Origin of the sequence: Streptomyces ovatisporus, from assembly GCF_042653885.1 — a bacterium.
Taxonomy (GTDB): domain Bacteria; phylum Actinomycetota; class Actinomycetes; order Streptomycetales; family Streptomycetaceae; genus Streptomyces; species Streptomyces ovatisporus.
In genome coordinates this window covers 65,590-89,353 of sequence record NZ_JBHSFH010000017.1, presented here as the reverse complement: position 1 = coordinate 89,353, position 23,764 = coordinate 65,590, and the positions used below count along the sequence as shown (strand labels likewise).

Here is a 23,764-nt window from a genome sequence, read left to right as displayed (position 1 = left end):
ACTCGACAGATGGGCATCAAGGGGACCCTGCGCGTCATCAGCAGCGCAGCGCTGACCGGGGCGCTGGTCTTCACTTCAGCACCGAACGCCGCAGCCGACCAGGTCAGAAGCGATCAGTGGGCTCTGGAGTCCCTGGAAGCATCGTCCATCTGGAAGACCACCAAGGGCAAAGGACAGACCGTCGCCGTCATCGACAACGGCGTCAACTCCAGCCACCCCGACCTCAAAGGCAACGTCCTCAAGGGCAAGAACTTCATCGAGGGCGGAGACGCAGAGCCCGCCCCTGAAGACAGTCACGGAACCTCCGTGGCCTCGCTCATCGCAGGACACGGCCACGGGCCCGGGGGCAGAGACGGGGTGATGGGGCTCGCGCCTGAAGCCAAAATCCTCCCGATCCTGGACGATGGTTCGGGCGAGCAGGGGTCAGCACAAGCAATTCGCTACGCGGTTGATCAAGGTGCAACAGTCATCAACATTTCGCAGGGAGGCGAAACTTCGGCTCCTGGCGAAACGAAGGCCATCAGCTACGCCTTGAAGCGTGATGTCCTCGTCGTTGCTGGCACAGGAAACAAGGCTGCGTCGGTGGCCTATCCCGCGGCTTATCCAGGTGTCCTGGCTGTCAGTGCTGTGAAGCAAGACGGCACGCATTGGCCGAAGTCCAACCGTGGACCGAAGGTCATGCTCAGTGCCCCTGGGGACAAGATTGTCAGCGCTGGTAAGCCGGGTGACCTCGACGGATATGGCATGGCCAGCGGAACGTCCGATTCCACGGCTTACACGTCAGCTGCTGCTGCCTTGCTCCGGGCGAAGTACCCAGACCTCTCCGCCGGACAGATCGCCAACCGTCTGACCAAGACCGCCGAGATGCCCGCCGCAGAAAGGAGTGCGAAGCTCCCGGACGAGCGGTACGGCTACGGGGCCATTCGGCCCCTGGCGGCACTTCAGGAGGACATCCCAAAGGGCTCCAAGTACGGGCCGCTTGCTGTCCCTGAGCAGAACGACAGTGATCAAACTGGGACTCAGAAGACTGAAGACGATCGAGCTCTGGAGGAGAAGCAGGAGCGCGAGTTCGTGATCCTGTGGACGATTACGGGCATCCTCGCGTTCCTCTTCGTGGGTGGAATCATCCTGTTGATCGTCGTCATTCGTCGCCGCAAGAGGAACCGGAACAACGGCCCCGGCGGGCCCGGCGCTCCCGGCGGCTCTGCGTACCCGCCGGGCCAGGCACCCGGCTACGGCATGCCCCAGCAGCAACAGCAGCCGTACGCCCCGCAGTCGCCGGCCCCGCCGCAGCAGCCGCCGTACAACTGACTGACGTACGACTGACGTACGAAGGGCGGCTCGCACACTCTCAGGGTGTGCGAGCCGCCCTTCGTACGGGTCGTCTGCAGCGATGAGGAACCGTCGTCCGCCCGGCCCTCAGGGCGTGTGTGAGGGCAGATGGTCCACGAACTGCTTCCAGCCCGCGCCGACCGCCTTCACGTCCGCCCAGGAGCCGTCGGTGAAGTGGCAGCGCAGGGTGGCCCCGTTGTCCTTGGGGAGGTCCCAGGTGGCGATCTGGATTCCGGTGAGCTGACCGAGCGGTGCGGACCAGGCGAGTTCGGACTCGGTGGGGCCTACGTAGACGAGCGAGAGCGTGCGCTGTCCCGCGACGAGGACGTGGTGGCCGGCGATGAAGTTCTTGGCCATCAGCCCGCCGGCGATGCTCCTCCAGCCGCCCTTGAGCCGCTTCTCCTGGATCTTCTTCTTTTTCGAGCGGATCCTGAAGAGGTAGATCCAGTCACCGAGCCATGGGAACGGGTCCGAGAGCCAGCCGACGAATCCCAGGAACGCGTCACCGCACCGCTGACCGAAGGTCTTTGCAGGAGGTGAAGGGAACACCGCGCTCTGCGGGCGCATGCCTTTCGGAGGCAGTTTGGCGGCCAGGTGCCATTGCACCGTCTGGTACGCCACCGTGCCGTCGGTCGTGCCGAGTGCTCTTTCCACGAGCGTCCGTACTTCGCGGTCCGGGCGTGCCGGAGCCGTACTCGGGGTCGGCTCGCGGCGACTCACAACGTCCCGCCCGTGCTGCCCGTGCTCATCCGAAGTCCTCCTTGACCTTCTGCTTGTTCGTCATGCCGGAGTTCATGCGATCGTTGAAGCTCTCCGACTCCGGGCGCTGATCGTATGCGGTGGGTTCCTTCGGCGCGGCCCCGGGATAGTTGCTCGGGGCGTACTGGTCGTAACCCTCCTTGATCACGTCGCCTGTCTCGACGCCGATGACCGGGGCGACGACCCCCCTCTTGATGCCTCTCTTCGTAACGGCGTACGCCGCGAACTCCTTGATGTCCGTCAGGTCGTTGGACCCCGGAATCGCATTTCCGTCCCCGTCCTTGAGCTTGCCCCGGTAGCGAGCGAGACCCTTGCGGTAGCTGTCGTTCCCCTTGCCGCCGAACCTCTTGAGTTCCTTGGCGAGCTTCTCCGCCCGCTTGATCGCCTTGAGGCGCTTGGCGATGTCGCTGAGCTTGTCGGCCAGCTTGGCGGTGATCTTCACGGCCTTCATGGCCTTCGTGGCGATGCCGGCCGCGGTGATGAGGGGGCCGATCGCGGCGGCGGCTCCCGCAGTCAGTACGGAGAGGATGGCGGTCGTCGCCGCTGCGGCGATCACGGCCTCGATGATCTCGATGATCAGGTCGATCATCATCTGCTCAGCCTCGGCGCACGCCTCGGCTGCTGTTTCCAGCAGCGTGGCGATGGTGTCCATGTCCTCGGCCTCGCCGGTGAGCGCCTTCTCGAACGCCAGTGACTTCTTCTGGAAGTTCTGGGCGGCCTCGCCGTCCCAGGTCTTGAGGAGCTTCTTGCGTTCGGCTTCCAAGTCGTCCACGACACCGCGCAGGTCGCGGGCGGCCTGCCGGTAGTCGTCGGCCGTCTGCTGCAGCTTCTCGTTGTCGCCGCTGACCTTCTCCAGGTCGTCCTCGAGGCCGAACTGCTTGAGGATGCCCCGGATCGCTTCGTCGATGGTGCCGGCGAAGGGCCCACTGATGCTGACGCCGAGCTTGCTGAGGATGTCCATGCTCAGTACCCCTTGAACTCTTCAGCAACAGCATCTTCGTTGCGGTCGTAGGCGTCGGCAGTCTCCTTGATGGCCTCGATGATGTCCTCGAGGGTGTCGCCGGCGTCTCGAAGGTCCTTCAGTGACTTCCGCCGCTTCTCGTCGTAGTCGGACTTGAGCTCGTCGGATTGCGGCAGCTTTCCGAACGTCCCTGCTGGAAGGTCCAGTTGATCGATCTTGCCGCGTATCTTCTCGATGCGCTCGATATCCGATTTGGTGCCTCGCGCATAGGCGCGGAGCGCCTTGCTCTCTACGTCGAATCCTTGGCTCATCAGGTCCCCGTTTCGTGTAAGCGTTCACACCGATGATGCCAACCGACGCCAACTCCCCTCGAACGGAAATGAGTTCGGTCACGAAAGTCTCACAGGCCGATCAGCTGATCCGACCGAAGGGTGGCTCGTCGCCGGTCGGGCGTCACGGTGGAGGGGTTGCTGCTGGAGGAGTCGGCGGCGCCGTCGGGCTTCTCAGAAGTGGTTCGTCAGGCGGAGGAGCGCCCTCGTACTGGGCGTACTCGGGCGACTCCGACAACGCAGCAGATGGGCGGGCCGGGCGTCGTGAGCCCGCGAAGATCCAAACGACGTGCCCTAGGTAGGGGATGCCATCGCGGCATTGTGCACGCCATGATCAGCCGCCACGAGGGCTCGTCGGCGGATGTTTACGGGGCGGCTCGGAGAGCCCGGCGCGTCGTCAGCACGACTACCGTGGCGATACCGCCCGTTGAGCGTGTCGTCAGCGCTGTCGCGAAGTGAAGAGCGCCAGAGCCGCCGGGAGTTGGGAGTGGCAGGGCCGCGGCCGGGCTTCCGGCGTGAACCAGTCGAGGGCGTCGAACTTGTGGGGTTCGCCGATCGCGACCTGTGCGGGGTCCACTTCGACGGCGAACACCACCGCAACCCAGTGCGATACGGGGTCACCACGGAGGACGTTCCGTACGCCGAGCGTCTCGATCGCGCGCGGAGGCACCGAGTACTCCTCGCGCACCTCGCGCGTGACGGCTTCCTCGAACGTCTCGCCGTGTTCCAGGGCACCTGCTCCCGCGTCCCACGTCCCGGGCTCGTCACGGGCACCAGCGCTACGGCGGGCCAGCAGGACGCGGTCCGCTCCGTCATGGCAGACGAAGACCACGGAGACGGTGGGTGCGGTCAGGGCACGGTCGCGGGGGGACGGTTGCGAGGGTGGTGACATCGAACTCATGGCTCCGTACTTCGCCTTGGTGGGGTGGGCCGGGTCCTGGCCGTCAACACCGGCCGGGTCCCGCATGGTTCGCCGGAGCGCCGGGTGTCCGCAACCGCTTTTCCGTGGGCGTCACGTCGTCTGTTTCGGCACGTAGCGTGAGCCGCATGGCGAGGCAACGTCGACAGACGTGTCGGGCAGCCAAGTGCCGGCACCCCGAGTTCGCCTCGCAACACCTCATGCGTCAGCGAGCATGTGAGCGAGTTGCTTCCGGAACTCTTTCTTGGAGTCGACGGAGATGACGGCCTACGAGCCGTCGGGGAAGCCGAACGCGAAGCAGTCGCCGCCCATTCCAGGGTGATCGCGTACTCAGGAGAGCTGCAACAACGGGCAAGACCGTCCCAGCTCAGTGACCTCTCCAGGCTTGTTGAAGCTGCCGCGTCGACGCTGGACGTGGACGAACCGCAGCGCTTGGTCGGTGAGTGCCAGGTACGTGTTCACGCCGGCTTCTGAGCGCGGTTGCACAGCAGCAAGACTGCCGTGCGTGAGGTCAGCCGAAGTCGTCGGCCACGCCAGTGGCTGAGCGACGGCTGCACCCGGTGGCAACGTGATCGATCAGTGTGCTTCTCCCGCTGTCGGCGGTGAGCGTGACGGAGCAGCCGCGGGGGGCGGCGGAGACGTTGGGCGCGGAGAGAACGACTTGGCTGTCGGCAGCGGAGTCCTCTTTCAGACCGGCACGGGTCAACCGGCTGCGGGCGGCAACGAGCATTTCCTGGAGTACGTCCGGTGCGAGTCGGGTCATCTCCCAGTGGTGCCGCACCGTGCAGCCGGACGTCAGACCCTTGGAATGGCAGGTATCGCATGCGACGGCCACCAGTTGATCCGTCCCTTCGGCCATCGGACCGCGCATGCCGACGGCGCCGAGGATGAGGCTGGAATGGTGGCGGACGGTCGTGACCGATGCCTGATCAAGGGGTGCTGCTTCCGGCCGCGCGGTACTCACAGCGGGCTCCGGCTGAGCCGGGAGCGCTGCGATTCGCTCCAACTCCCGCTGCTCTGCGAGCTCTTCGTCCGTCGCCCAGTCGAGTGTGCCGAGGACGGCGTCGAACATCTCCGTGTACATCTCCCACGCGTTCGGAGAGGGCGTATTGAGTTCGAACACCATCGTCTCGCCCTGCCCTGGCAGCGGCACGTAGGTCTGGATGACGCCCTGCCTCAGAATCTGCGCCTTCCCGTCAGGCGACAACTCAGCGGGGACGGACACCTCCAGCGTTCCGGTGCGGATGACGGCGGGAGTGTTGTCCAGAGCGAGCGTGCCCGACTGGACATCGTCGAGGGGATAGCGGCGCTGCAGAAGGGACTTGATGGCAGTCGCGGCCTCTTCCACGCTCTCCTCGGGGGACGGAACGCGGTTGACGAGGACAGTAGCCATGGTCGGCTCATCCTCGTGCTCGACGAAGCACATGCCTGCGTACTCGGCCTCCGCCTCGATGAGCTGGGCCGTCTGCCGCAGCATCATCTGCGCGAAGAAGTGCTGTTCGTCGCTGCCGCGGTCGGCCAGCACGGTCGTAGCCAACTCGACGATGCGGTCCGCCAGTTCGTCCGGCTCAGTGATGTCCAGGGGAAGCGGATGGAAGAACGACGGCATGAGCCAGCCGACGTGCAGCTCCCGAGGGCTGTCCGTCGCGGGATGTGTCACTTCTCGGACTCCGGGGCGGGGTAGTTCGGGTTGGAGGGGATGGGCTGGTCGGGCGGAATGATGTCTGGGAAGACCTGGGAGAGTACCGGCATACCTGCAATTGGCTCAGTGAACAAAGTCATCCAACTGCCGTCCGTGAAACCGTATTGCATTCTCGGCATGACCGGTCGGCCGTCGATGGCTCGGGTCCACTCCAGTTCCCTGCGGCCGACGCGCCAGCCGACGTCGACTGCATTGGCGAAATGCTGCAACCGACGCGTGTCGGGGACATGCAGCAGCAGGAGTTCGTCACGGGTGACGCAGAGCAAGCTCAGGACACGGGTCTTGGAGCGGGGCTGTGCAGCGATGAGGAGGTCCGCGGCAACGCTATGAGCCGGCCCGAAATAGTAAGCCGACTGATTCGCCGCGTTCTTGGGGCTGTGAGAGCCGCGCTCCAGGCTCGCTCGCTCTTTCGCTGCCGAATCACCAGGAGTGAAGGGGGATTGGCCGCCGAGCGAGTCAAGTGCAATGACACTCAGGGTGAGCACCAGGGCCTTGCGCAGCGGCGTGGACCTGACCTCGGGGCTGCTCAACACCCATGGCCTCTTCCGCCAGGGGGTCTTCATGAACCCGGCCATGACTGGCCTGTCGATACGGAAGAGACCCTGGATCTCCTTGCCTTCCGTTGCCTCACGCGCCGCTTGGAGCAACTTCTTCGCGCGCTCTTCTTCTTCGGCCATCGATGCAGTCCTCAGGGTGAGGGGACAAGGGGTCTGGGAGATGAAGATAGAGGTGGGTGGATTCCCTCTATTTGTTCGCCTCCTTCGATACGCCGATCAACTGACGTTGTGGAGAGCAAGGTTGCGGTGTGTGAAGGGGTCGGACGGGGTTCGCCGAGGGTGTCGGCCTGTGCGCCTCAGGTGCGCCCGCGAAGTCCCAAGTGCCGGCAGGGAGCGCACGTCGACGACGGTGCCCGGCAGTCGGTGCGCGTGTCCCTGAGCCGCGCGTCGCCTCACGCAAGCTCCATCCATATCGCTTGTCGATAACATCGATGAACGATAGGTTCCCGGCACGTGGACGGCCCCCGGTGCCGTTCCAGCTTTCCGACACCGTGTGCGGCCGCCGCCGTAGCCCGAGCCGAGGACCCCCCCCATGGGCATACCCGAGTACATCAGCAGCAGGAAGCCCCGACGCTTCGCAAGTGAACGCCTCGTACGGCGGCTTGCCGGTGCGGTGCTGTGGCTCGGGGTGATCGCGGGCGTCGCGGGTGTCGCTCATGACATCAACGGGATGACGCAGGCGTCTGCTTACGTGAGCGTCCCCGTGGAGGTGCGTACGACCGACGGGTTGAGCGTGGAGACGTCGCGGGAGACGCGAGCCGGTTCGCAGGCTCCCTTGGCCGCGCCCGATGCGGATGCCCGCGGCGTGATCCGGCTGAACATCGCGGACGTCCCTGAGGGCAGCTGGCTCGAAGCGGGCACCGGGGAGACGGAGTTGCGCTCGTGGGGCTCGACCGTGGCCGAACAGGCCCTGGCGCGGGCGGACTCCGCGGTGCTCGGTCTCTGTGCCTTCGCGGGAGCGCTGCTGCTGCGCAGGCTGCTGCTGTCGATCGCCGAGGGCGACCCCTTCCGTGAGGGCAACGCCGTCAGGGTGGCGGGTCTCGCCCTGCTGACTGCTGTCGGTTCGCTCTGCATGGCCGCCACTCCCGCTCTCGCGTCGGGCCTGGTCCTCGAACGGCTCGGCCTGGACGGTGCCGACGGGCCGGTCGCGGCGTCGGCCTTCTCCCTCCCGCAAGTCCCTCTGTTCGTGGCCCTGCTGCTCCTCGCCCTCGCGGAGGCGTTCCGCAGGGGCACGGAGCTGGCCCAGGACGTCGACGGGCTGGTCTGAGCGTGGCCGTTCCCGCGGACCGGCACCGCATCGCCTGCGACCTCGACCGTCTCCTCGCCGAACGGGGTATGACGCTCACGGAGTTGGCAGACCGGGTCGGAGTGACCGTGGTCAACCTGTCGGTGCTCAAGAACGACCGGGCCAAGGCTGTTCGGTTCTCGACGCTGACGGCCATCTGCGACGTACTGGAGTGCACTCCGGGAGAGATCCTCACCGTCCTGCCACCGCCGGAGGACGGAACCGTCTGACGACCGCGGGCATCCGCCGAGCCGTTGCGGGCGTCTGCCACGGGCGTCTGCCGAGCCGCTGCGGGCGTTTGTCACGGTCGGCCGCGCCGCCGAGGTCGGCCGCGCCGCTACGTCCTCGACGACAGGAAGTCCCGGAGCAGCCGTGTGAGCGAGCCCGGGGCGTCGATCCAGGGGTAGTGGCCCGTGCCCTTGAGCGTGTGGAGACGGGCGTCCGGGAAGGAGCCGGCGACTGCTTCGCCCGCCCGCATTCCCGTCACCGCGTCCAGTTCCCCGGTGACGACGAGGACGGGGGTGTCGACTTCGCGCAGCGCGTCGAGGATTGTGGCGCAGGAAGCGTCGTCGACGCCCTGCCAGAAGCCTGCCCGGGGAACCGGATTGAGCTGTTCGCCCTCCTGAGCGGCGTGCTCGCGCTGCGGTGCGTCCCACCGTCCGTACGCCATGGGCGCGGCGCGCAGCAGCAGCCGGCGGATCTCCGGCAGGTCGGTGGCCTCCTCCAGCAGCCGCACGGCTTCGTACGCCTCCTCCCACCACGGTCCCTCAGAGGCCCGCGACTCGAAGATCTCCCGTGCGTCGTCCGGGAGTTCGCCCTGAAGGCGGGAGCCCGGGTTGAGGAGCACGAGGTGCGTGAGGCGGCCGGGGTGCGCCGCGGCGTAGGTCTGAGCGGTGGCCGCTGCGGCGTCGTGGGCGAGGAGGGCGAAACGGTCCAGGTCCAGGTGGGCGCGGAGCGCTTCGACGTCCTCGGCGAGGCGGGGGAAGGCGTACTCGGCCGGGTCGGCGGCGGACGGGGAACCGCCGGTGCCGCGCGAGTCGGGGACGATCAGACGCCGGTACGCGCTCAGTCCGCCCAGGTCGCCGAGGTAGGCGGCGTCGCGGGCCGGGCCGCCGGCGAGGCAGACCAGCGGCGGACGGTCCCAGCCGGTGGGGGCGTCCCCCAGGATGCGGTAGCTGAGCTCGGCCTCGTCGTACGACGTGAAGTGCGGCATACCCCTCAGCGTGCCCCAGAACACCGCGGCGCACGGGCACCGTCGGCGCGGTTTCGGTCCGGTGCCCCGGAGCGAGGGGGCGGGTGGGTTGTGCCTGCGTGCGGCCCCCGTCCACGGGGCAGTCCGAGGGCGGCGGTCACGGGTATCAACGGGGCGCTGTCCGCGACGAGTTCGGTGGTGGGAGTGCGGCGATGCCCGTCGGCGGACCGTCGCAGCACGTGACGACGTGGGCAGACGGCAGCAGAGGACTGACGGCAGCAGAGGTCTGACGGCAGCAGAGGTCTGACGGAGGCCGAAGCCGTTGCCGCCGGTTCGTCGCATGCGCCCCCGAGGCGAGGCGCCTGGAGCAGGGCCGGGCGGAACCCTCGGGTGGGCAGCGGCCCCAACGCCTCGCTCCCGGCGGGGAGTCGGGGTCAGGCGAACCGAACGACCGCACCCCGCGTCCTCCTCCGTGACCATCACCACGCGCGCAGGAGACAGCCCATGACCGACAAGGACGTTGAACAGACCCGCGGGCAGGCCCACCCCCCGAAGCCCTGGTGGGCGGGCACGGGGCCGTGGGGAGCCGCGGGACTGGTCGTCATCGGGGGCCTCGCGGCGCTGTGGGCCTTCTTCGGGTACTCCTCGGGAGCGGACTGGCTGCCCTTCGTGCCGAATGACCCCGCGGTCGGCTACTACCAGGCGGCCAAGGTCGCTGCCATCGGGTTGGTGATCCTGGGAAGCCTCCTGCTGCACCGCCGTCGTACCCGGGCCGCAGCCACCGAGGAGACGGGCGAGCCGGAAGGCGACTGACGTCACGGCCGGCCGAGCCGGCTGCTTAGGACCATCGGCCGACCGGAACAGCATCCGCCGACCCAGGCCGAGGACGACGGGACCCCTTAGCGTGCTCTCATGGCCATGAACGACGGAGCGGGGGAGAGCGGAGACATCACCACGGACGGGGAACGGCCGACCAGGACGACGACCGGGGCCGGACCGGCCGGGGGCGGCGTCGGCGCCGGCGTCGGCTCCGGTGCCGGAGAGACCGAACCGGCACCGTCCGTCACACCTTCCGGCACACAGTCCGTCGCCCCTTCCGTGGACAGCCTGCCGCCGCCGCTCCGGGAGCCGTCCGTACTCAGCCGCGGCCACCGCGCGCTGACGCTCGGCATCGTCTCCGTCGTCTTCCTGATCGCCTTCGAGGCGACCGCCGTCGGCACGGCGATGCCCGTCGCGGCCGACGAGCTCGACGGGGTGTCCGCGTACGCCTTCGCCTTCTCGGCGCTCTTCACGACCGCCCTCCTCGGGATGGTCGTCTCCGGTCAGTGGAGCGACCGGCGGGGTCCGCTGCCGCCGGTGGCGACGGGGATCGGGGCGTTCGCGGCGGGCCTGGTGCTCTCCGGCACGGCCGTCACCATGTGGATCTTCGTCCTGGGGCGGGCCGTACAGGGCATCGGCGGCGGCCTGGTCATCGTGGCGCTGTACGTCACCGTCGGCCGTGCCTATCCGGAGCGGCTGCGGCCTCCGGTGATGTCGGCGTTCGCGGCGGCGTGGGTCGTACCGGCGGTAGTGGGTCCGTTGATCGCCGGGTCGGTCACCCAGCACCTGGGCTGGCGCTGGGTGTTCCTCGGGATTCCCCTGCTGGTGGCCGTGCCGCTGGCCGTGATGATGCCCGCGCTGCGACGTTCCGCTTCGGGCCCGCCCCCCGGGGCTGACGGACCGGGGCCCGTGGACTGTGGCCGGCTGAAGTACGCGCTGGCGCTGGCCGTCGGAGCGGGTCTGCTGCAGTACGCGGGGCAGGAGTTGAGCCTTCCGGCGGTCCTGCCTGCGTTGGCCGGTGCCGCGCTGCTCGTACCGGCCGCGCTGCGGCTGCTGCCGCGGGGCACGTATCGCGCCGCCCGCGGGCTGCCCGCCGTGGTGCTGCTGCGTGGCATCGCATCGGGCGGGTTCGTCGTCGCGGAGAGCTTCGTGCCGCTGATGCTGGTCAGCCAGCGCGGGCTCTCGGTCACGCTGGCGGGGCTGGCGCTGGCGGCGGGCGGCGCGACATGGGCGCTCGGCTCGTTCACGCAGGCGCGGGCGCGGCTCGGCCCGTACCGGGAACGGCTGGCGCAGGGCGGGATGGTGCTGGTGACGGCCGGGGTGGCGTACACGCCGGTCGTGCTGCTGGAAGCCGTGCCCGTCTGGACGCTCGCTGTCGCCATGGCACTGGCGTGCTACGGGATGGGGCTGGTGATCGGCTCGACGAGTGTGCTGCTGCTCCAGCTGTCGGCGCCGGAGAAGGTGGGGAAGAACTCCGCGGCGCTGCAGATGTCCGACAGCCTCTCGAACGTGGTCCTGCTCGCCGCCACGGGTGCGGCGTTCGCGGCGTGCGGGGGCGGGGCGGTCAGCGCGGGCGTGCACGGGGCGGGCCCCGTCGGCGATGCCGGGGCGGGCGGGCAGCCGATGGCGTTCCTGGCCGTGTACGCGGTCTCGGCGACGGTGTGCGCGGTGGGTGTCGGGGTCGCCGGACGGCTGCGGGGGCGGGCGTGGAGCGGGCGTCCGGACTCGTGAGGGACGTCGCGGCGGGCAGGACGAAGGACGTACCTGTGGCCGCCGGCGAACCGCGGTCCCTCCGCACAGGCTGAAGACCTGCTGCCCGTCCTGTGGCCGCATCCCCGCCCCGCGCCGGACGGCTGCTCCGTGCGGGGCCGCGGGGCTGCTCCACGGGTGCGCGGGGGCACGCGTCCGTGCGTGACGGAAATCCGGGTGATCCGGCCGGGGCGGGCGTCGTAGTTTGGCCGGATGGACTCACAGCGGCTTTTCGACGCGGTCGAAGCGGCGTTCGCCCGTACCGGGGCGGCGACGCCTCCGTGGCCGAGCCCTCGCCCCCCGGGGCAGGAGCCGCTGGAGGAGGAGTACTCGCGGTGTCCGGACCCGGGAAAGTACCGCATCCTCCGTGCCCGCGGTGAGGCGTGGGCGGAGGCACTGAGCGAAGCGGGCCTCGCCGTCGTCGAGCCCGTCGGACCGGCGTCGTGGCCGCACGGAGCGGACGCGGACCTGGACCGGGCGGTGCGCGTACGGCCCTCGAAGGAGCAGACCGTGCCGCTGGTCCTGGGGTTCGGGGCCGTGCAGGACGAACCCGACGCGAGCGTCACGATCGGTGCCGGAGATCCCGCGGTGGCGGTACGCACTCTGCCGGACTGCGGCTGCGACGCCTGCGACAGCGGATCGGACGACCTCCTCGAGGAGTTCGACGAGTACGTGTCCGCGATCGTGAACGGCGAGCTGGTCCATCTCTCGGGGAAGGGCGGTTCGGCCGTCGCGACGGGCCAGGGGTCCTCGGCCAGTGGCGAATTCGCCCTGCGCGACCACACGGAACTGCTGGAGAGGGCTCGCACGGGGGAGAGCCGCGGACCGGCCGGCCTCCGTGTCGTCCACGGCGCGCGGTGGTGGTGACACCTCGCGTCGCCGCGGCCGGAGGGCTCGTCCGCGAGGCCACGACGCCGTCGTAGTGCTGCCACCCAAATTCTGCTTATGGTTCGGGCATGTTCGACTCGCGGCACATCCGGACGTTCCACGAAGTGGTGCGCGCCGGTTCGTACTCTGCAGCCGCGCGGACGCTCGGCTACACGCAGCCCGCCATCACACAGCAGATGAAGGCCCTCGAACGGTCCGTCGGCACGCCGCTCTTCATCCGGGTCGGCAGGCGGATGCGGCTCACCGAGGCGGGGGAGGCGCTGGAGAGGCACGCGGGGGAGATCCTGGAGCGCATCTCCGTCGCCCAGCACCAGATGTCGGCGATCACGCGGCTCCGTGCGGGACGGGTGCGGATGTGCGCCTTCCCCAGCGCCGCGGCCACCCTCGTACCGGAGGCCCTTGCGCGGCTGGCCGCCGAACACCCCGCCATACGCGTGGAGCTGCAGGAAGGCGAGCCGCCGGACTCGCTGCGGCGAGTGGTCGACGGCGAATGCGACGTGACTCTGGCCTTCACCTATCCCGGGCTGCACGAGCAGGTCCCCGAGGAGCTGATCGAAATCCCGCTCATGGAGGACCAGTTGACGGTTCTCCTGCCGACGGGACATCCCATGGCCAGGCGCCGCGCCGTCAAGCTGGCCGAGCTGGCGGAGGAGCGGTGGATCGCCGGGTGCCTGCGCTGCCGGGCCAACTTCCTGCACGAGTGCGCCGAGTTGGGCTTCGCGCCCGACATCGCCTTCACCACCGACGACACGCTCGTCGTGCAGAGCCTGGTCGCGGAGGGGCTCGGCATCGCGATGATGCCGGGACTCGTGCTGTCCTTCCTCGTCCACCGCAAGGTCACCGGACGGGCCCTCGATCCCGCCTCGCGCCGCCAGGTCTCCGCGTACGTGCTGCGCGAGCACCTGGAGATACCGGCGACCGCGCTGGTGCTGGACGAGCTCAGGGCGGTGTCCGGCAACCGGGTCGGCTGCTGACACCTTCTCCGTCACCCGAGCACGCGGCCCTGTCCCCGTGCGCTGTCCCCGTGCCGTGCCGTGGCCCGTCCCCGTCCCCATCCGCGCGCCGCCCCTGCCCTGCCCTGCCCCCTGAAGTGTCCCCCGTGCGGTGAAGTCCGCTGCCATAAGCGCACGTTGGGGAAGAGTCAAGAAACCGTCGTTGGACGTGATGGGTCGGCGGCCTCACGCTGCGACCATGGCCACTTCGACGACGCACCACACCGCGAGCGCCACCCGCAGGAGCACGCAGGCACCGACCACGGCGCGGCTCGACTCCTTCGTCGGGGAGGTGCGCGAGGTGGTGGGGCGCGGCATGGCGCCCGACGTCACGGCCTACCTGGTCGGCGAGAAGCTCGCCCCGCACCTGGGCGTCGAGGACACCGGCGGGCTGCTCACGCCGGAGCAGCAGGAAGGCGATCCGGAGCGCTACCGCCAGCACCTGCTGCACGCCGAGTCCGACGGCAGCTTCTCGGTCGTCGCGCTCGTCTGGCTGCCCGGCCAGGCCACGTCCGTCCACGACCATGTGTCCTGGTGCGTCACGGGAGTTCACCGGGGCGAGGAGCACGAACGGCGCTACCGGCTGCTGCCCGCCGAGGAGCCCGGAGGCAGCGCGCGGCTCGTCGCGACGGAGGACGTGGTCAACCCCGTGGGCGCCGTGTGCGGTTTCGCGCCGCCCGGAGACATCCACCGGGTGTGGAACGGCTGCCGGGAGAAGGCGATCTCGATCCACGTCTACGGCGCCGACATCTCCCGGCTGGGAAGCAGCGTCCGACGCGTGTACGAGCTGCCGGCGGACCGCTGATGGCGCTGCTGGGGGAGCGTCCCCCCGCGTCCTCCGGCGCCGGAACGGGCGTACGCGGTAGCGGGAAGACCGGTCCGCGCAAGGAGCCCGACGCCGGTGGACCCTCCGCAGCCGGGGTCCGGGGCCCCGCCGGTCCGGACGGCCCGCACGCCGGTGCACAGCCAGGCCCGCGGCCCGCCCCGAGCAAGCTGCCCGGACTGGCCCTTGCCGTGCTCGGTGTCGCCGCCGCCGTCACCGTGCACACGCTGCTGCCGCCGGTACCGATGCTGACGGCCGCCGTGGTGCTCGGCATCCTCGCCGCGCACCTGCCGTTCGTACGTCCCCTCGTACGCGGCACGGCGCGACCTGGGCTGTCGCTGGCCGGGAAGCGGCTGATGCGGCTCGGAGTGGTGCTGCTGGGACTGAAGTTGAGCGTCGGCGACATCCTCGGGCTCGGCTGGGCGACGGTCGCCATGGTGCTCGTCGTGGTCGCGACGACGTTCGCCGGAACGCAGTGGCTCGGCAAGCGGCTCGGCCTCCCCGGGGACCAGCCGCTGCTCATCGCCACCGGATACTCGATCTGCGGAGCCTCCGCGATCTGCGCCGTCAGTGAGGTGCGGAAGAGCGAGGAACGCGACGTCGCCACCTCCGTCGCACTCGTCACGCTGTGCGGCACGCTCGCCATCGCGCTGCTGCCGCTGCTGCACCACCCACTGGGCCTGGACGACGGCCAGTTCGGCCGTTGGGTCGGCGCGGGCGTCCACGACGTCGGACAGGTGGTCGCAGCGGCGCAGACCGCCGGGCCGCATGCGCTCGGCCAGGCCGTGCTGGTGAAGCTGATGCGGGTCGCGCTGCTGGCTCCGCTGGTCGCGGCGGTGGTGCTGTCCGTACGGGCCCGCCGGGGCGCCGCCGCGGACGGCAGCAGCAGTGGCAGTGTCAGCAGCACTGAGGCTCAACGTCCGCCGCTCGTACCGCTGTTCGTCGTCGGTTTCCTCCTGATGGTCGCTCTGCGCACTACCGGATGGCTTCCCGCGAGCGCACTCGACGTCGCGCAGACCGCGCAGGAACTGCTCCTCGCCGCGGCCCTGTTCGGCCTCGGCAGCGCCGTGCACCTGCCGACGCTGGCCCGTACCGGAGGCCGTGTCGCCGCTCTCGGTCTCTTCTCGTGGGTGGTCATCGCCGGTGTCTCCTACGGTGGCGTTCTGCTGACCGCGTGAGGACGGGTGCGCGAGCCCGGTCGTGCAGGGCTCGCGCAACTCGGCCGCGCAACTGGCAGGCACGGCCCGCCGGGTGGACGTGCCCGCCCGGCGGCCGCGAACCGGACTCCCCGGAGGCGCCGCACGCGGCGCGGGTAGGCTGAACCGGTCGCTTCGCCGCCGCCCCGACCCTCCCGGAGACCGTGACTACCAGCACTTCCGCCTCCAGCCACCACCTCTCGCCGGCCTTCCCCGGGCGTGCGCCCTGGGGCACGGCGAGCAAGCTGCGCGCCTGGCAGCAAGGGGCCATGGAGGCGTATCTCCAGCAGCAGCCGCGTGACTTCCTCACCGTCGCCACACCTGGCGCGGGCAAGACGACCTTCGCGCTCACTCTCGCCTCTTGGCTGCTGCACCACCACGTCGTGCAGCAGGTCACGGTCGTCGCACCCACCGAGCATCTGAAGAAGCAGTGGGCCGAGGCGGCCGCGCGCATAGGCATCAAGCTCGACCCCGACTACAGCGCGGGTCCGCTGAGCAAGGAGTACCACGGGGTCGCGGTGACGTACGCGGGCGTCGGCGTACGGCCCATGCTGCACCGCAACCGCGTGGAGCAGCGCAAGACGCTCGTCATACTCGACGAGATCCACCACGCCGGCGACAGCCGGTCCTGGGGGGAGGCCTGCCAGGAGGCGTTCGAGCCCGCCACGCGCCGTCTCGCGCTCACAGGCACCCCGTTCCGCTCCGACACCAACCCCATTCCCTTCGTCGACTACGCCGAGGACCGCGACGGCTTGCGGCGCTCCGTCGCCGACTACACCTACGGCTACGGCAACGCGCTCGGCGACGGCGTCGTGCGGCCCGTCATCTTCCTCTCCTACAGCGGCAACATGCGCTGGCGCACCAAAGCGGGCGACGAGATCGAAGCCCGGCTCGGCGAGCCGATGACCAAGGACGCGATCTCGCAGGCCTGGCGCACGGCGCTCGACCCGCACGGCGAGTGGATGCCCGCCGTACTGGGCGCGGCCGACCGGCGGCTGAGCGAGGTGCGCAAGTCCATTCCCGACGCGGGCGGACTGGTCATCGCCAGCGACCAGGACTCGGCACGCGCGTACGCCCGGCTCCTGCGTGACATCACGGGGGTCGGGGCCACCCTCGTACTGTCCGACGACAGCGGAGCCTCCCAGCGCATCGAGGACTTCCGCGGCTCGCAGGAGAGGTGGATGGTCGCCGTCCGCATGGTCTCGGAGGGCGTCGACGTGCCCCGGCTGGCCGTCGGCGTGTACGCGACCACGATCTCGACACCGCTGTTCTTCGCACAGGCCGTCGGCCGGTTCGTACGGTCCAGACGGCGCGGCGAGACCGCATCCGTCTTCCTTCCCACGATTCCCGCGCTGCTCGGCTTCGCCAACGAGATGGAAGTCGAGCGCGACCACGTCCTCGACAAGCCGAAGAAGGCCGACGACGATCCGTACGCCGAAGAGGCGGACCTGCTCCGGGAAGCCGAACGCGAACAGGACGAGGACACCGGCGACGGGGACCAACTGCCCTTCGAGGCACTGGAGTCCGATGCTGTTTTCGACCGCGTCATGTACGACGGCGCCGAGTTCGGCATGCAGGCGCACCCCGGCAGCGAAGAGGAACAGGACTACCTGGGGATTCCCGGGCTGCTGGAGCCCGAACAGGTGCAGACGCTGCTCCAGAAAAGGCAGGCACGGCAGATCTCCCACAGCAGGAAGCGGCCCGACGCGGAAGCGGACCTGCTGGAGATGCCGGCGGACCGGCGGCCCGTCGTCACCCACAAGGAACTGCTGGAACTGCGCAAGCAGTTGAACAACCTCGTCGGTGCCTACGTGCATCAGAGCGGCAAGCCGCACGGGGTGGTCCACAACGAGCTGCGGCGGGTGTGCGGTGGTCCGCCGAGCGCCGAGGCGACGGCGGGACAGATCGAGGCGCGGATCGCGAAGGTACGCGAGTGGGCAGTGCGCATGCGGTGAGGAGCCGCTCTGTCCGCGGTGGGTTCTCCGCGCCCCGCAGGGCCGGTCCCTGGGGAGGCGTCCCGCCTCGCGGAGCACGCCGCCACCCCGCACAGCGTCCCGCGCCTGCCGAGCGAAGCCTGATCAGTTGTGACCGGATTCTGGACAGAGTCTTCCGGTGAGCGGTGCCTGTCGCTAAGTTTGCCGGTCACACCACGCCCCATCCCGGCAGCAACCCCCCACCCACCCCACGTGCTGCCATTCACCGAGAAGAGGAGCGTCGTGACCGCGGAGACCTCCCAGACGCTCGACCGGGGACTGCGTGTCCTCAAACTGCTGGCCGACACCGATCACGGTCTGACCGTGACCGAGCTCTCCAACAAGCTCGGCGTGAACCGCACCGTCGTGTACCGGCTGCTGGCCACCCTGGAGCAGCATGCGCTCGTCCGCCGCGATCTGGGCGGCCGGGCCCGGGTGGGGCTGGGGGTGCTGCGGCTGGGGCGGCAGGTGCACCCGCTCGTGCGGGAGGCGGCGCTGCCGGCGCTGCGGGCGCTCGCGGAGGAGGTGGGGGCGACCGCCCATCTGACGCTCGTGGACGGTACGGAGGCGCTGGCGGTCGCGGTGGTGGAGCCGAGCTGGACCGATTACCACGTGGCCTACCGCACGGGCTTCCGGCACCCGCTCGACCGTGGTGCCGCGGGACGCGCCATTCTCGCCGGCCGCGGTCCCGACAAGGATCTGGAGCCCGGGTTCGTGCTCACGCACGGCGAGCTGGAGGCGGGTGCCGGAGGCGCTGCCGCGCCGGTGCTCGGCGTCACCGGCATCGAGGGGAGCGTGGGCGTGGTGATGCTCACCGACTCCGTCCCGCAGAAGGTCGGGGAGCGCGTGGTGCGGGCGGCGCAGGAAGTGGCCGACGCCCTGAGGTGACGAGGCGAAGGCGGCCGGAGGGAGCACGGTGCGCATTGTTAGGTTGCCGGGGTGAACACACCCGCCGCCCGCCCGAGTCTCCGGTCCCGGACCGTCTCCTTGCTGCGCTCTCCGCTGCGTCTGACAGCGCGGCAGCGCACGCTCGTGATCTGTGCCGTCCCGTTCGTCGCGCTGCTCGCCGTGGCCGCTCTGGCGCCGCTGCCGATGTCGCTCGCACAGCCCGGTCTCACCGCGAACGTGCTCGGTGACAACAAGAGCAAGCCGGTCATCACCCTTTCCGGTGCGGACGGACGCGGCGCGGCGGGCAAGGACGACGGGAAGCTGCTCATGACGACCATCGCGGCGACGCCGCCGGATGCGACGGTGCGGCTGCCGCAGGTGCTGAGCAGCTGGTTCCGTGCCGACCGGGCGGTCATGCCCAGCGAGGCGGTCTATCCGGAAGGTGAGACGACCGAGGAGGTCGAGAAGCACAACCAGGACGAGATGAGGCAGTCGCAGCAGGCGGCGGTCAAGGCGGCGCTGGGGCAGTTGCACCGGTCGTCCCGCGATGTGCGCGTCTCGCTCCGGCTCGCGGACGTCGGAGGCCCCAGCGCGGGGCTCCTCTTCTCCCTGGGCATCATCGACAAGATCGACGGCGACGGCAGCGGCGGCGGCCTCACCGGCGGCCGGACGGTCGCCGGTACCGGCACGATCAAGGCGGACGGCACGGTGGGTCCCGTCGGCGGTGTGCCGCTGAAGACGAAGGCCGCGAAGCGGGACGGCGCCTCGGTGTTCCTCGTGCCGAAGGCCGAGTGCGGCGAGGCGAAGGCTCAACTCCCGGACGGGCTGCGGCTGGTGCCCGTCACCGACCTCGATGGGGCGCTGGACGCCCTGAAGTCGCTCAAGAGCGGCGGCAGGGTGCCGGGTTGCTGAACCCTGTCTGACAGATTTCGCCTTGCTCGCGACGCCCGGCACGGCACCTCGCTGCGTCGTCGGAGTCGACCGGCTCCGCGCCCCCGGGACCCGCGAACACTCGGCAGTCCACCGCTCCTGTCCCCCGGGGAACGTGAACGCATCGGTCACGTCCGGGAGGCAACGGCTTCACGGGAGAAGGTCAACTGCCGGTGGAGAGCCCCCAGATCCCGGCGACCGTGAACGCCACGCCGACCACGAGGGGAATCGCGACGCTCCAGAACCGTTTCGCGGAGAGGTCGAGTCGTGCGGTCTGCGGGACGCCGAGCCCGATGATGACGGGACCTGCCAGCAGGAACAGCACCAACAACCACACGGTCGCCTCCGCTCTCCTGCATCGCGGGGCTCTGCATGAGTCCCCCGTCGCATGAGTGGACGATGCGCCGAGTTGATGCGGTTCCCGGCGGGAGCGCCGGGCCGCGGCAGAGGGTTCGGCCCGAGTCGTGCCGTGCCCGCTGCTCAGCCGGTCTTGATGATGCCCTCCTTCACCAGCCAGTCCTTGGCGACGTCGTGCGGGTCCTGGCCCTCCACGTCCACCTTGGCGTTGAGCTTCTGCGCGATCTTGTTGTTGAGCTTCTTCGTGACGGGGGCGAGCAGTCCGGCGATCTCCGGGTGTTCCTTCATCGTCCTGCTGTTCATCTCCGGGGCGACGTTGTAGTTCGGGAAGAACTTGCGGTCGTCCTCGAGGATCCTGAGCTTCAGCGCAGGGATGCGGCCGTCGGTCGCCGCGATGGCGCCGAAGACGCACGGCTTGCCCTTCGCGGTCTGGGTGTAGACCACTCCGCCGGCCATCTTGTGCACCTGGCCTGCGGGGAACCGCATGCCGTACTTCTCCGCCATGCCCTTCAGGCCGTCCTGCCGGGAGGCGAACTCGTTCTCCACGCAGATGCTGGCCGCGTTGGGGTTCCTGCGGGAGAGTTCGGCGACGTCGGAGAGGGTCTTCGTGCCGTACTTCTTCTGCAGTTGGTCGCTGACGACCAGCGCGTAGGTGTTGTCGAGGACGGACGGCGGCAGCCACTCGATGCCGTGTTTCCTGTCCTCCTCGCGCACTGCCTCCCACTGCTTCATCGGGTCGGGCACGGGCTTCGTGTGGCCGAGGTAGGTGATCCAGGAGGTGCCCGTGTACTCGTACATGCCGTCGGCCGTGCCGGATTCGACAGCCGACCGGGCGCCGATGGAGCCCTGGACAGCCGTGCGGTCGACGACGGTGGCGCCGGCCGCGCGGAAGACGAGCCCCATCATCTTGCCGAGGATGATCTGCTCGGTGAACTCCTTGGACGTGACGGTCAGTTGAGCGCCCTTGAGAGGCTGACCCGCCCCGACCGAGCCGGGCCTGACGTTGTCCGCGAGCGGGCTGCCGCTGACGAGGCCGCACCCGCTGAGGGTGCCGCTGAGGGCCAGCGCGGTCGTGCCGGCGGCGAGCGCGTACGTACGCCCGTACCGGCGTCGCCGGGTGCCGGCCGGCCCTCCGGACTGCTGTCGTTCTCCGCGGCGTCGGTGCAGCGTGCGCATCAGGACGATCCCTCCAAGCCGCGTGGGCGCAACAGCAGTTCGACGATCGAGGCGAGCCAGTCGACCAGCAGCGCGAGGGCGACCGTCAGGATCGAGCCGAGCATCAGGACGGGCATGCGCTGGTTGGTGATGCCCGAGGAGATCAGGTCGCCCAGTCCGCCGCCGCCGATGAAGGTGGCGAGCGTGGCCGTACCCACGTTCAGGACGAGGGCGTTGCGCACACCGGCGAGGATCAGCGGTACGGCCAGGGGGAGTTCGACCTTGCCCAGCACGCCCAGCGGCGACATGCCGATTCCCCGTGCCGCTTCCGTCAGCCGGGGGTCGATGCCGCGCAGCCCGGCGATGGTGTTGGCCAGCACGGGCAGCACCGCGTAGACGACCATGCCGACCACGGCGGTGGTCTGGCCGATGTTCAGCCAGAACACGAGCAGCACCAGCAGACCCAGGGAGGGCACGGCCTGCCCGAGGTTGGCCAGCCCCATGGCGAAGGGCGTGGCCCGGCGCAGCCACGGGCGGGTGAGTGCGATGCCCAGCGGGATCGCGATGATCAGCACGAAGAAGGTGGAGATCACCGTCATCTCGATGTGCTGGCGTACGCGCAGGCCCACGTTGCCGTCGGCGAGCGCGTTGCGGGCGATGGTGTCGAGTTCGGCGCCGCGGAACCACAGCCAGGTACCGAGCAGCACGAGAGCGATCAGGCCGGGCAGGATCGTGAGCTTCTGCCAGGTGAGCCGCGCGACGACGCGCTCGCCCGCGGCGTGGGCCGGCGGCGTCGCGTCGTCCGGGGCGGCTGTCGTGTCCGGTGCGGGAGCCTCGGCCGGTGCGTCCGGCTGGGCGGGGATGCGCGCCGCCGTCTGCGGGCCTCCGTCGCCACCCGCCCCGGCGCGGGCGGGAGTCCGGGGGGTCTCGGGGGTCTCTCCGCTCACGTGAGGCCCTCCTGCGCGGCGTACGTGCGGCGGGCCTGCTGGTCGCTCAGGCTGTGCCGGTGCTCGATGGCCTCCAGCCGGTCCGCGTCCAGGAGGTCGTGCACGGAGTTCATCAGCGTCTCCATGTCGACGACGCCGGTGTACTCGCCTCGCCTCCCCGTCACGGCGACGCGTCCCGCGTTGTCGGTGAGCACCGCCTCCAGGGCGTCCCGCAGCGTGGCGTCGCGGGTGACGGTGTCGTGCACGAGTGTCCCCGCCCGCGCCAGCGAGCCCTTGGCGTGCGTCAGATCGCCGCGCCGCAGCCACTTGTACGGGCGCTGCCTGCGGTCCAGCAGCAGCACCTCGTTGGTGGTGCCGGCGCTCAGCATGCCGGAGATCGTCTCCAGCGACTCCTCGACCGTCGCGGTGGGGAAGTCGACGATCTCCACGTCCCGTACGCGCGTGAGGTTGAGCCTCTTGAGCGCCGCGCCCGCGCCGACGAAGCCGGAGACGAAGTCGTCGGCGGGGTTGGTGAGGATGGCCTCGGGGGTGTCGAACTGGGCTATGTGCGACTGCTCGCGCAGTACCGCGATCCGGTCGCCCAGCTTGATCGCCTCGTCGAAGTCGTGTGTGACGAACACGATCGTCTTGCGCAACTCGTGCTGCAGACGGATCAGTTCGTCCTGCAGATGGTCGCGGGTGATGGGGTCGACGGCGCCGAAGGGCTCGTCCATCAGCAGCACGGGCGGGTCGGCGGCCAGCGCGCGGGCGACTCCGACGCGCTGCTGCTGCCCGCCGGAGAGCTGACGGGGGTAGCGGCCCTGGAACTCTGCCGGGTCGAGGCCGACGAGGTCGAGCATCTCCTCGACCCTGGCCTTGATGCGGGCCTTGGGCCAGCCGGCCATCTTCGGGACCTGGGCGACGTTCTGCGCCACCGTCATGTGCGGGAAGAGACCGGAGGACTGGATCGCGTAGCCGATCTTGCGGCGCAGCTTCACCGCGTCCATGCCGGTGACGTCCTCGTCGCCGATGCGGATACGGCCCGACGTGGGCTCGATCAGCCGGTTGATCATCTTCAGCAGCGTCGACTTGCCGCATCCCGAAGGGCCGACCAGGACGACGATCTCACCGGCCTTGATCTCCAGGTTCACGTCGTCGACGGCGGGCGAGGAGGAGCCGGAGTAGCGCTTCGTCAGCCCCTCCAGCTTGATCGGGGCGCCCGACTGCCGGCTCCCGCCGGGACCGCCGGCTGTCAGCGAGACCTCCGGAGTGCCCTCGGCGACGCCGCCGCCGGCGTCCGGGCCGGTCTCACCTGTCGTGGATTCCGGTGTCTCAGGCACGTATCCCCCTCGGGATTGTCAGGCGTCCGATGAGGACGTACGCGGCGTCGAAGAGCAGCGCGAGGACGACGATGCCGAGCGTCCCCGCGAGCACTTGGTTGAGGGCGTTGGCGCTGCCGAGCGAGGCCACACCGCGGAAGATGCTGTTGCCCAGGCCGGGGCCGGAGGCGAAGGCGGCGATGGCGGCGATGCCCATGAGCATCTGGGTGGAGACCCGGATGCCGGTGAGGATCGGCGGCCAGGCCAGCGGCAGTTCGACCTTGACCAGCTGCCTCAGTCTGGACATGCCGATGCCGCGGGCCGCGTCCACCAGGTCGGGGTCCACGCCGCGCAGTCCGACGATCGCGTTGCGCACGATGGGCAGCAGGCCGTACAGCGTCAGCGCGATGACGGTCGGCGCCACCCCGAGCCCGACGAGCGGGATCAGCAGACCGATGAGCGCCAGCGAGGGCACCGTCAGGATCGTCGCCCCGGCCGTGGTGGCCACGTCTCCGGCCCACTCGCTGCGGTACGTCACGATGCCGACGACGACGCCGATGACGGTCGCGGCCACCATGCACTGCAGGACCGCGCTCGCATGCTGGAGCGAATCCGCCAGCAGTTGGGCATGCCGGTTGCCGAGATACTCCCAGAAACTCACTCTGGCACCCCTCGCCTCTTCATCCGTCTCCGTCGCTTCCGCCCCACGCGTC

The 23,764-nt window shown here is 69.7% G+C and carries 24 protein-coding genes; 12 read left to right on the top strand and 12 right to left on the bottom strand.

The genetic code is table 11. The annotated features are described in order from the left end of the window. The first annotated feature begins 9 nt into the window (after window positions 1–9). Entirely contained in the window at window positions 10–1,311 is a 1,302-nt protein-coding gene (gene mycP / locus ACFPA8_RS26405) for a type VII secretion-associated serine protease mycosin (protein WP_386452543.1), read from the top strand. Between the two features lie 108 nt (window positions 1,312–1,419). On the opposite strand, the gene ACFPA8_RS26400 is transcribed toward mycP, so the two are convergent. The 6 genes from ACFPA8_RS26400 to ACFPA8_RS26375 form a co-directional block, all read right to left on the bottom strand. Beyond that, window positions 1,420–1,986, bottom strand: coding sequence for a hypothetical protein (locus tag ACFPA8_RS26400; RefSeq protein ID WP_386452541.1), 567 nt, complete (start codon window positions 1,984–1,986; stop codon window positions 1,420–1,422). 91 nt (window positions 1,987–2,077) lie between these two features. Further along, window positions 2,078–3,052 (bottom strand): WXG100 family type VII secretion target, encoded by a 975-nt coding sequence (locus ACFPA8_RS26395; RefSeq protein WP_386452539.1) that lies wholly within the window; start codon window positions 3,050–3,052, stop codon window positions 2,078–2,080. Between the two features lie 2 nt (window positions 3,053–3,054). Then, window positions 3,055–3,363 (bottom strand): hypothetical protein, encoded by a 309-nt coding sequence (locus ACFPA8_RS26390; protein WP_386452538.1) that lies wholly within the window; start codon window positions 3,361–3,363, stop codon window positions 3,055–3,057. A 457-nt stretch (window positions 3,364–3,820) separates the two neighbouring features. Further along, window positions 3,821–4,282, bottom strand: coding sequence for an NUDIX hydrolase (locus ACFPA8_RS26385; protein WP_386452536.1), 462 nt, complete (start codon window positions 4,280–4,282; stop codon window positions 3,821–3,823). A 529-nt stretch (window positions 4,283–4,811) separates the two neighbouring features. Beyond that, window positions 4,812–5,960, bottom strand: a complete 1,149-nt coding sequence (locus ACFPA8_RS26380; protein ID WP_386452534.1) for a hypothetical protein — start codon at window positions 5,958–5,960, stop codon at window positions 4,812–4,814. Continuing rightward, on the bottom strand, window positions 5,957–6,679 hold the full coding sequence (locus ACFPA8_RS26375) for a hypothetical protein (protein WP_386452533.1): 723 nt from the start codon (window positions 6,677–6,679) through the stop codon (window positions 5,957–5,959). Before ACFPA8_RS26375 ends, ACFPA8_RS26380 begins: the two co-directional genes overlap by 4 nt. 412 nt (window positions 6,680–7,091) lie before the next feature. Here ACFPA8_RS26375 and ACFPA8_RS26370 point away from each other — a divergent pair, with 412 nt between their 5' ends. Together ACFPA8_RS26370 and ACFPA8_RS26365 are read left to right on the top strand one after the other, a co-directional pair. Next, on the top strand, window positions 7,092–7,826 hold the full coding sequence (locus ACFPA8_RS26370) for a DUF2975 domain-containing protein (RefSeq protein ID WP_386452532.1): 735 nt from the start codon (window positions 7,092–7,094) through the stop codon (window positions 7,824–7,826). A gap of 2 nt (window positions 7,827–7,828) precedes the next feature. Further along, window positions 7,829–8,074 (top strand): helix-turn-helix domain-containing protein, encoded by a 246-nt coding sequence (locus tag ACFPA8_RS26365; RefSeq protein WP_386452531.1) that lies wholly within the window; start codon window positions 7,829–7,831, stop codon window positions 8,072–8,074. A 107-nt stretch (window positions 8,075–8,181) separates the two neighbouring features. On the opposite strand, the gene ACFPA8_RS26360 is transcribed toward ACFPA8_RS26365, so the two are convergent. Beyond that, window positions 8,182–9,057, bottom strand: a complete 876-nt coding sequence (locus tag ACFPA8_RS26360; protein WP_386452530.1) for an alpha/beta fold hydrolase — start codon at window positions 9,055–9,057, stop codon at window positions 8,182–8,184. A gap of 483 nt (window positions 9,058–9,540) precedes the next feature. Between ACFPA8_RS26360 and ACFPA8_RS26355 the strand changes: the two genes are divergently transcribed. From ACFPA8_RS26355 to ACFPA8_RS26315, 9 genes are all read left to right on the top strand, one after another. Next, window positions 9,541–9,849 carry a hypothetical protein gene (locus tag ACFPA8_RS26355; protein ID WP_386452528.1) on the top strand — a complete coding sequence of 103 codons (309 nt, stop codon included), beginning with the start codon at window positions 9,541–9,543 and terminating at the stop codon, window positions 9,847–9,849. A gap of 99 nt (window positions 9,850–9,948) precedes the next feature. Beyond that, a complete protein-coding gene (locus ACFPA8_RS26350; RefSeq protein WP_386452527.1) occupies window positions 9,949–11,586 on the top strand; it encodes an MFS transporter in 1,638 nt (545 codons plus the stop codon). A 231-nt stretch (window positions 11,587–11,817) separates the two neighbouring features. Further along, window positions 11,818–12,471: a DUF6226 family protein gene (locus ACFPA8_RS26345; protein WP_386452526.1), complete on the top strand. Its 654-nt coding sequence runs from the start codon at window positions 11,818–11,820 to the stop codon at window positions 12,469–12,471. Window positions 12,472–12,560: 89 nt separating this feature from the next. Continuing rightward, window positions 12,561–13,466 (top strand): LysR family transcriptional regulator, encoded by a 906-nt coding sequence (locus tag ACFPA8_RS26340; protein ID WP_386452524.1) that lies wholly within the window; start codon window positions 12,561–12,563, stop codon window positions 13,464–13,466. 217 nt (window positions 13,467–13,683) lie between these two features. Further along, window positions 13,684–14,289: a cysteine dioxygenase family protein gene (locus ACFPA8_RS26335; protein WP_386452523.1), complete on the top strand. Its 606-nt coding sequence runs from the start codon at window positions 13,684–13,686 to the stop codon at window positions 14,287–14,289. Continuing rightward, the gene (locus ACFPA8_RS26330) at window positions 14,289–15,485 is read left to right on the top strand and encodes a YeiH family protein (protein WP_386452521.1); all 1,197 of its coding nucleotides are present in this window, start codon (window positions 14,289–14,291) and stop codon (window positions 15,483–15,485) included. Before ACFPA8_RS26335 ends, ACFPA8_RS26330 begins: the two co-directional genes overlap by 1 nt. A 182-nt stretch (window positions 15,486–15,667) precedes the next feature. Beyond that, complete coding sequence (locus tag ACFPA8_RS26325) at window positions 15,668–17,458, top strand: DEAD/DEAH box helicase (RefSeq protein WP_386452519.1); 1,791 nt, start codon at window positions 15,668–15,670, stop codon at window positions 17,456–17,458. 261 nt (window positions 17,459–17,719) lie between these two features. Beyond that, window positions 17,720–18,364 (top strand): IclR family transcriptional regulator, encoded by a 645-nt coding sequence (locus ACFPA8_RS26320; protein ID WP_386452517.1) that lies wholly within the window; start codon window positions 17,720–17,722, stop codon window positions 18,362–18,364. 120 nt (window positions 18,365–18,484) lie between these two features. Further along, on the top strand, window positions 18,485–19,276 hold the full coding sequence (locus ACFPA8_RS26315; RefSeq protein ID WP_386452646.1) for a S16 family serine protease: 792 nt from the start codon (window positions 18,485–18,487) through the stop codon (window positions 19,274–19,276). A 181-nt stretch (window positions 19,277–19,457) separates the two neighbouring features. Here the strand turns inward: ACFPA8_RS26315 and ACFPA8_RS26310 are convergent, their stop codons facing one another. From ACFPA8_RS26310 to ACFPA8_RS26290, 5 genes are all read right to left on the bottom strand, one after another. Beyond that, on the bottom strand, window positions 19,458–19,631 hold the full coding sequence (locus tag ACFPA8_RS26310) for a hypothetical protein (protein ID WP_386452515.1): 174 nt from the start codon (window positions 19,629–19,631) through the stop codon (window positions 19,458–19,460). Window positions 19,632–19,774: 143 nt separating this feature from the next. Then, a complete protein-coding gene (locus ACFPA8_RS26305; protein WP_386452514.1) occupies window positions 19,775–20,827 on the bottom strand; it encodes a glycine betaine ABC transporter substrate-binding protein in 1,053 nt (350 codons plus the stop codon). After that, window positions 20,827–21,669: an ABC transporter permease gene (locus tag ACFPA8_RS26300; RefSeq protein WP_386452644.1), complete on the bottom strand. Its 843-nt coding sequence runs from the start codon at window positions 21,667–21,669 to the stop codon at window positions 20,827–20,829. The genes ACFPA8_RS26305 and ACFPA8_RS26300 overlap by 1 nt, the downstream gene beginning before the upstream one ends. An 80-nt stretch (window positions 21,670–21,749) precedes the next feature. Then, window positions 21,750–23,072 carry a betaine/proline/choline family ABC transporter ATP-binding protein gene (locus ACFPA8_RS26295; protein WP_386452512.1) on the bottom strand — a complete coding sequence of 441 codons (1,323 nt, stop codon included), beginning with the start codon at window positions 23,070–23,072 and terminating at the stop codon, window positions 21,750–21,752. After that, the gene (locus ACFPA8_RS26290) at window positions 23,065–23,712 is read right to left on the bottom strand and encodes an ABC transporter permease (RefSeq protein ID WP_386452511.1); all 648 of its coding nucleotides are present in this window, start codon (window positions 23,710–23,712) and stop codon (window positions 23,065–23,067) included. Before ACFPA8_RS26290 ends, ACFPA8_RS26295 begins: the two co-directional genes overlap by 8 nt. Window positions 23,713–23,764 lie beyond the last annotated feature (52 nt).

Excerpts from the sequence above, each read along its gene's own strand:
- mycP (WP_386452543.1), top strand. The coding sequence starts at position 10 with ATGGGCATCAAGGGGACCCTGCGCGTCATCAGCAGCGCAGCGCTGACC.
- ACFPA8_RS26305 (WP_386452514.1), bottom strand. The coding sequence starts at position 20,827 with ATGCGCACGCTGCACCGACGCCGCGGAGAACGACAGCAGTCCGGAGGG.
- ACFPA8_RS26345 (WP_386452526.1), top strand. The coding sequence starts at position 11,818 with ATGGACTCACAGCGGCTTTTCGACGCGGTCGAAGCGGCGTTCGCCCGT.
- ACFPA8_RS26370 (WP_386452532.1), top strand. The coding sequence starts at position 7,092 with ATGGGCATACCCGAGTACATCAGCAGCAGGAAGCCCCGACGCTTCGCA.
- ACFPA8_RS26350 (WP_386452527.1), top strand. The coding sequence starts at position 9,949 with ATGGCCATGAACGACGGAGCGGGGGAGAGCGGAGACATCACCACGGAC.
- ACFPA8_RS26375 (WP_386452533.1), bottom strand. The coding sequence starts at position 6,679 with ATGGCCGAAGAAGAAGAGCGCGCGAAGAAGTTGCTCCAAGCGGCGCGT.
- ACFPA8_RS26340 (WP_386452524.1), top strand. The coding sequence starts at position 12,561 with ATGTTCGACTCGCGGCACATCCGGACGTTCCACGAAGTGGTGCGCGCC.
- ACFPA8_RS26390 (WP_386452538.1), bottom strand. The coding sequence starts at position 3,363 with ATGAGCCAAGGATTCGACGTAGAGAGCAAGGCGCTCCGCGCCTATGCG.
- ACFPA8_RS26385 (WP_386452536.1), bottom strand. The coding sequence starts at position 4,282 with ATGAGTTCGATGTCACCACCCTCGCAACCGTCCCCCCGCGACCGTGCC.
- ACFPA8_RS26395 (WP_386452539.1), bottom strand. The coding sequence starts at position 3,052 with ATGGACATCCTCAGCAAGCTCGGCGTCAGCATCAGTGGGCCCTTCGCC.
- ACFPA8_RS26330 (WP_386452521.1), top strand. The coding sequence starts at position 14,289 with ATGGCGCTGCTGGGGGAGCGTCCCCCCGCGTCCTCCGGCGCCGGAACG.
- ACFPA8_RS26355 (WP_386452528.1), top strand. The coding sequence starts at position 9,541 with ATGACCGACAAGGACGTTGAACAGACCCGCGGGCAGGCCCACCCCCCG.
- ACFPA8_RS26360 (WP_386452530.1), bottom strand. The coding sequence starts at position 9,057 with ATGCCGCACTTCACGTCGTACGACGAGGCCGAGCTCAGCTACCGCATC.
- ACFPA8_RS26335 (WP_386452523.1), top strand. The coding sequence starts at position 13,684 with ATGGCCACTTCGACGACGCACCACACCGCGAGCGCCACCCGCAGGAGC.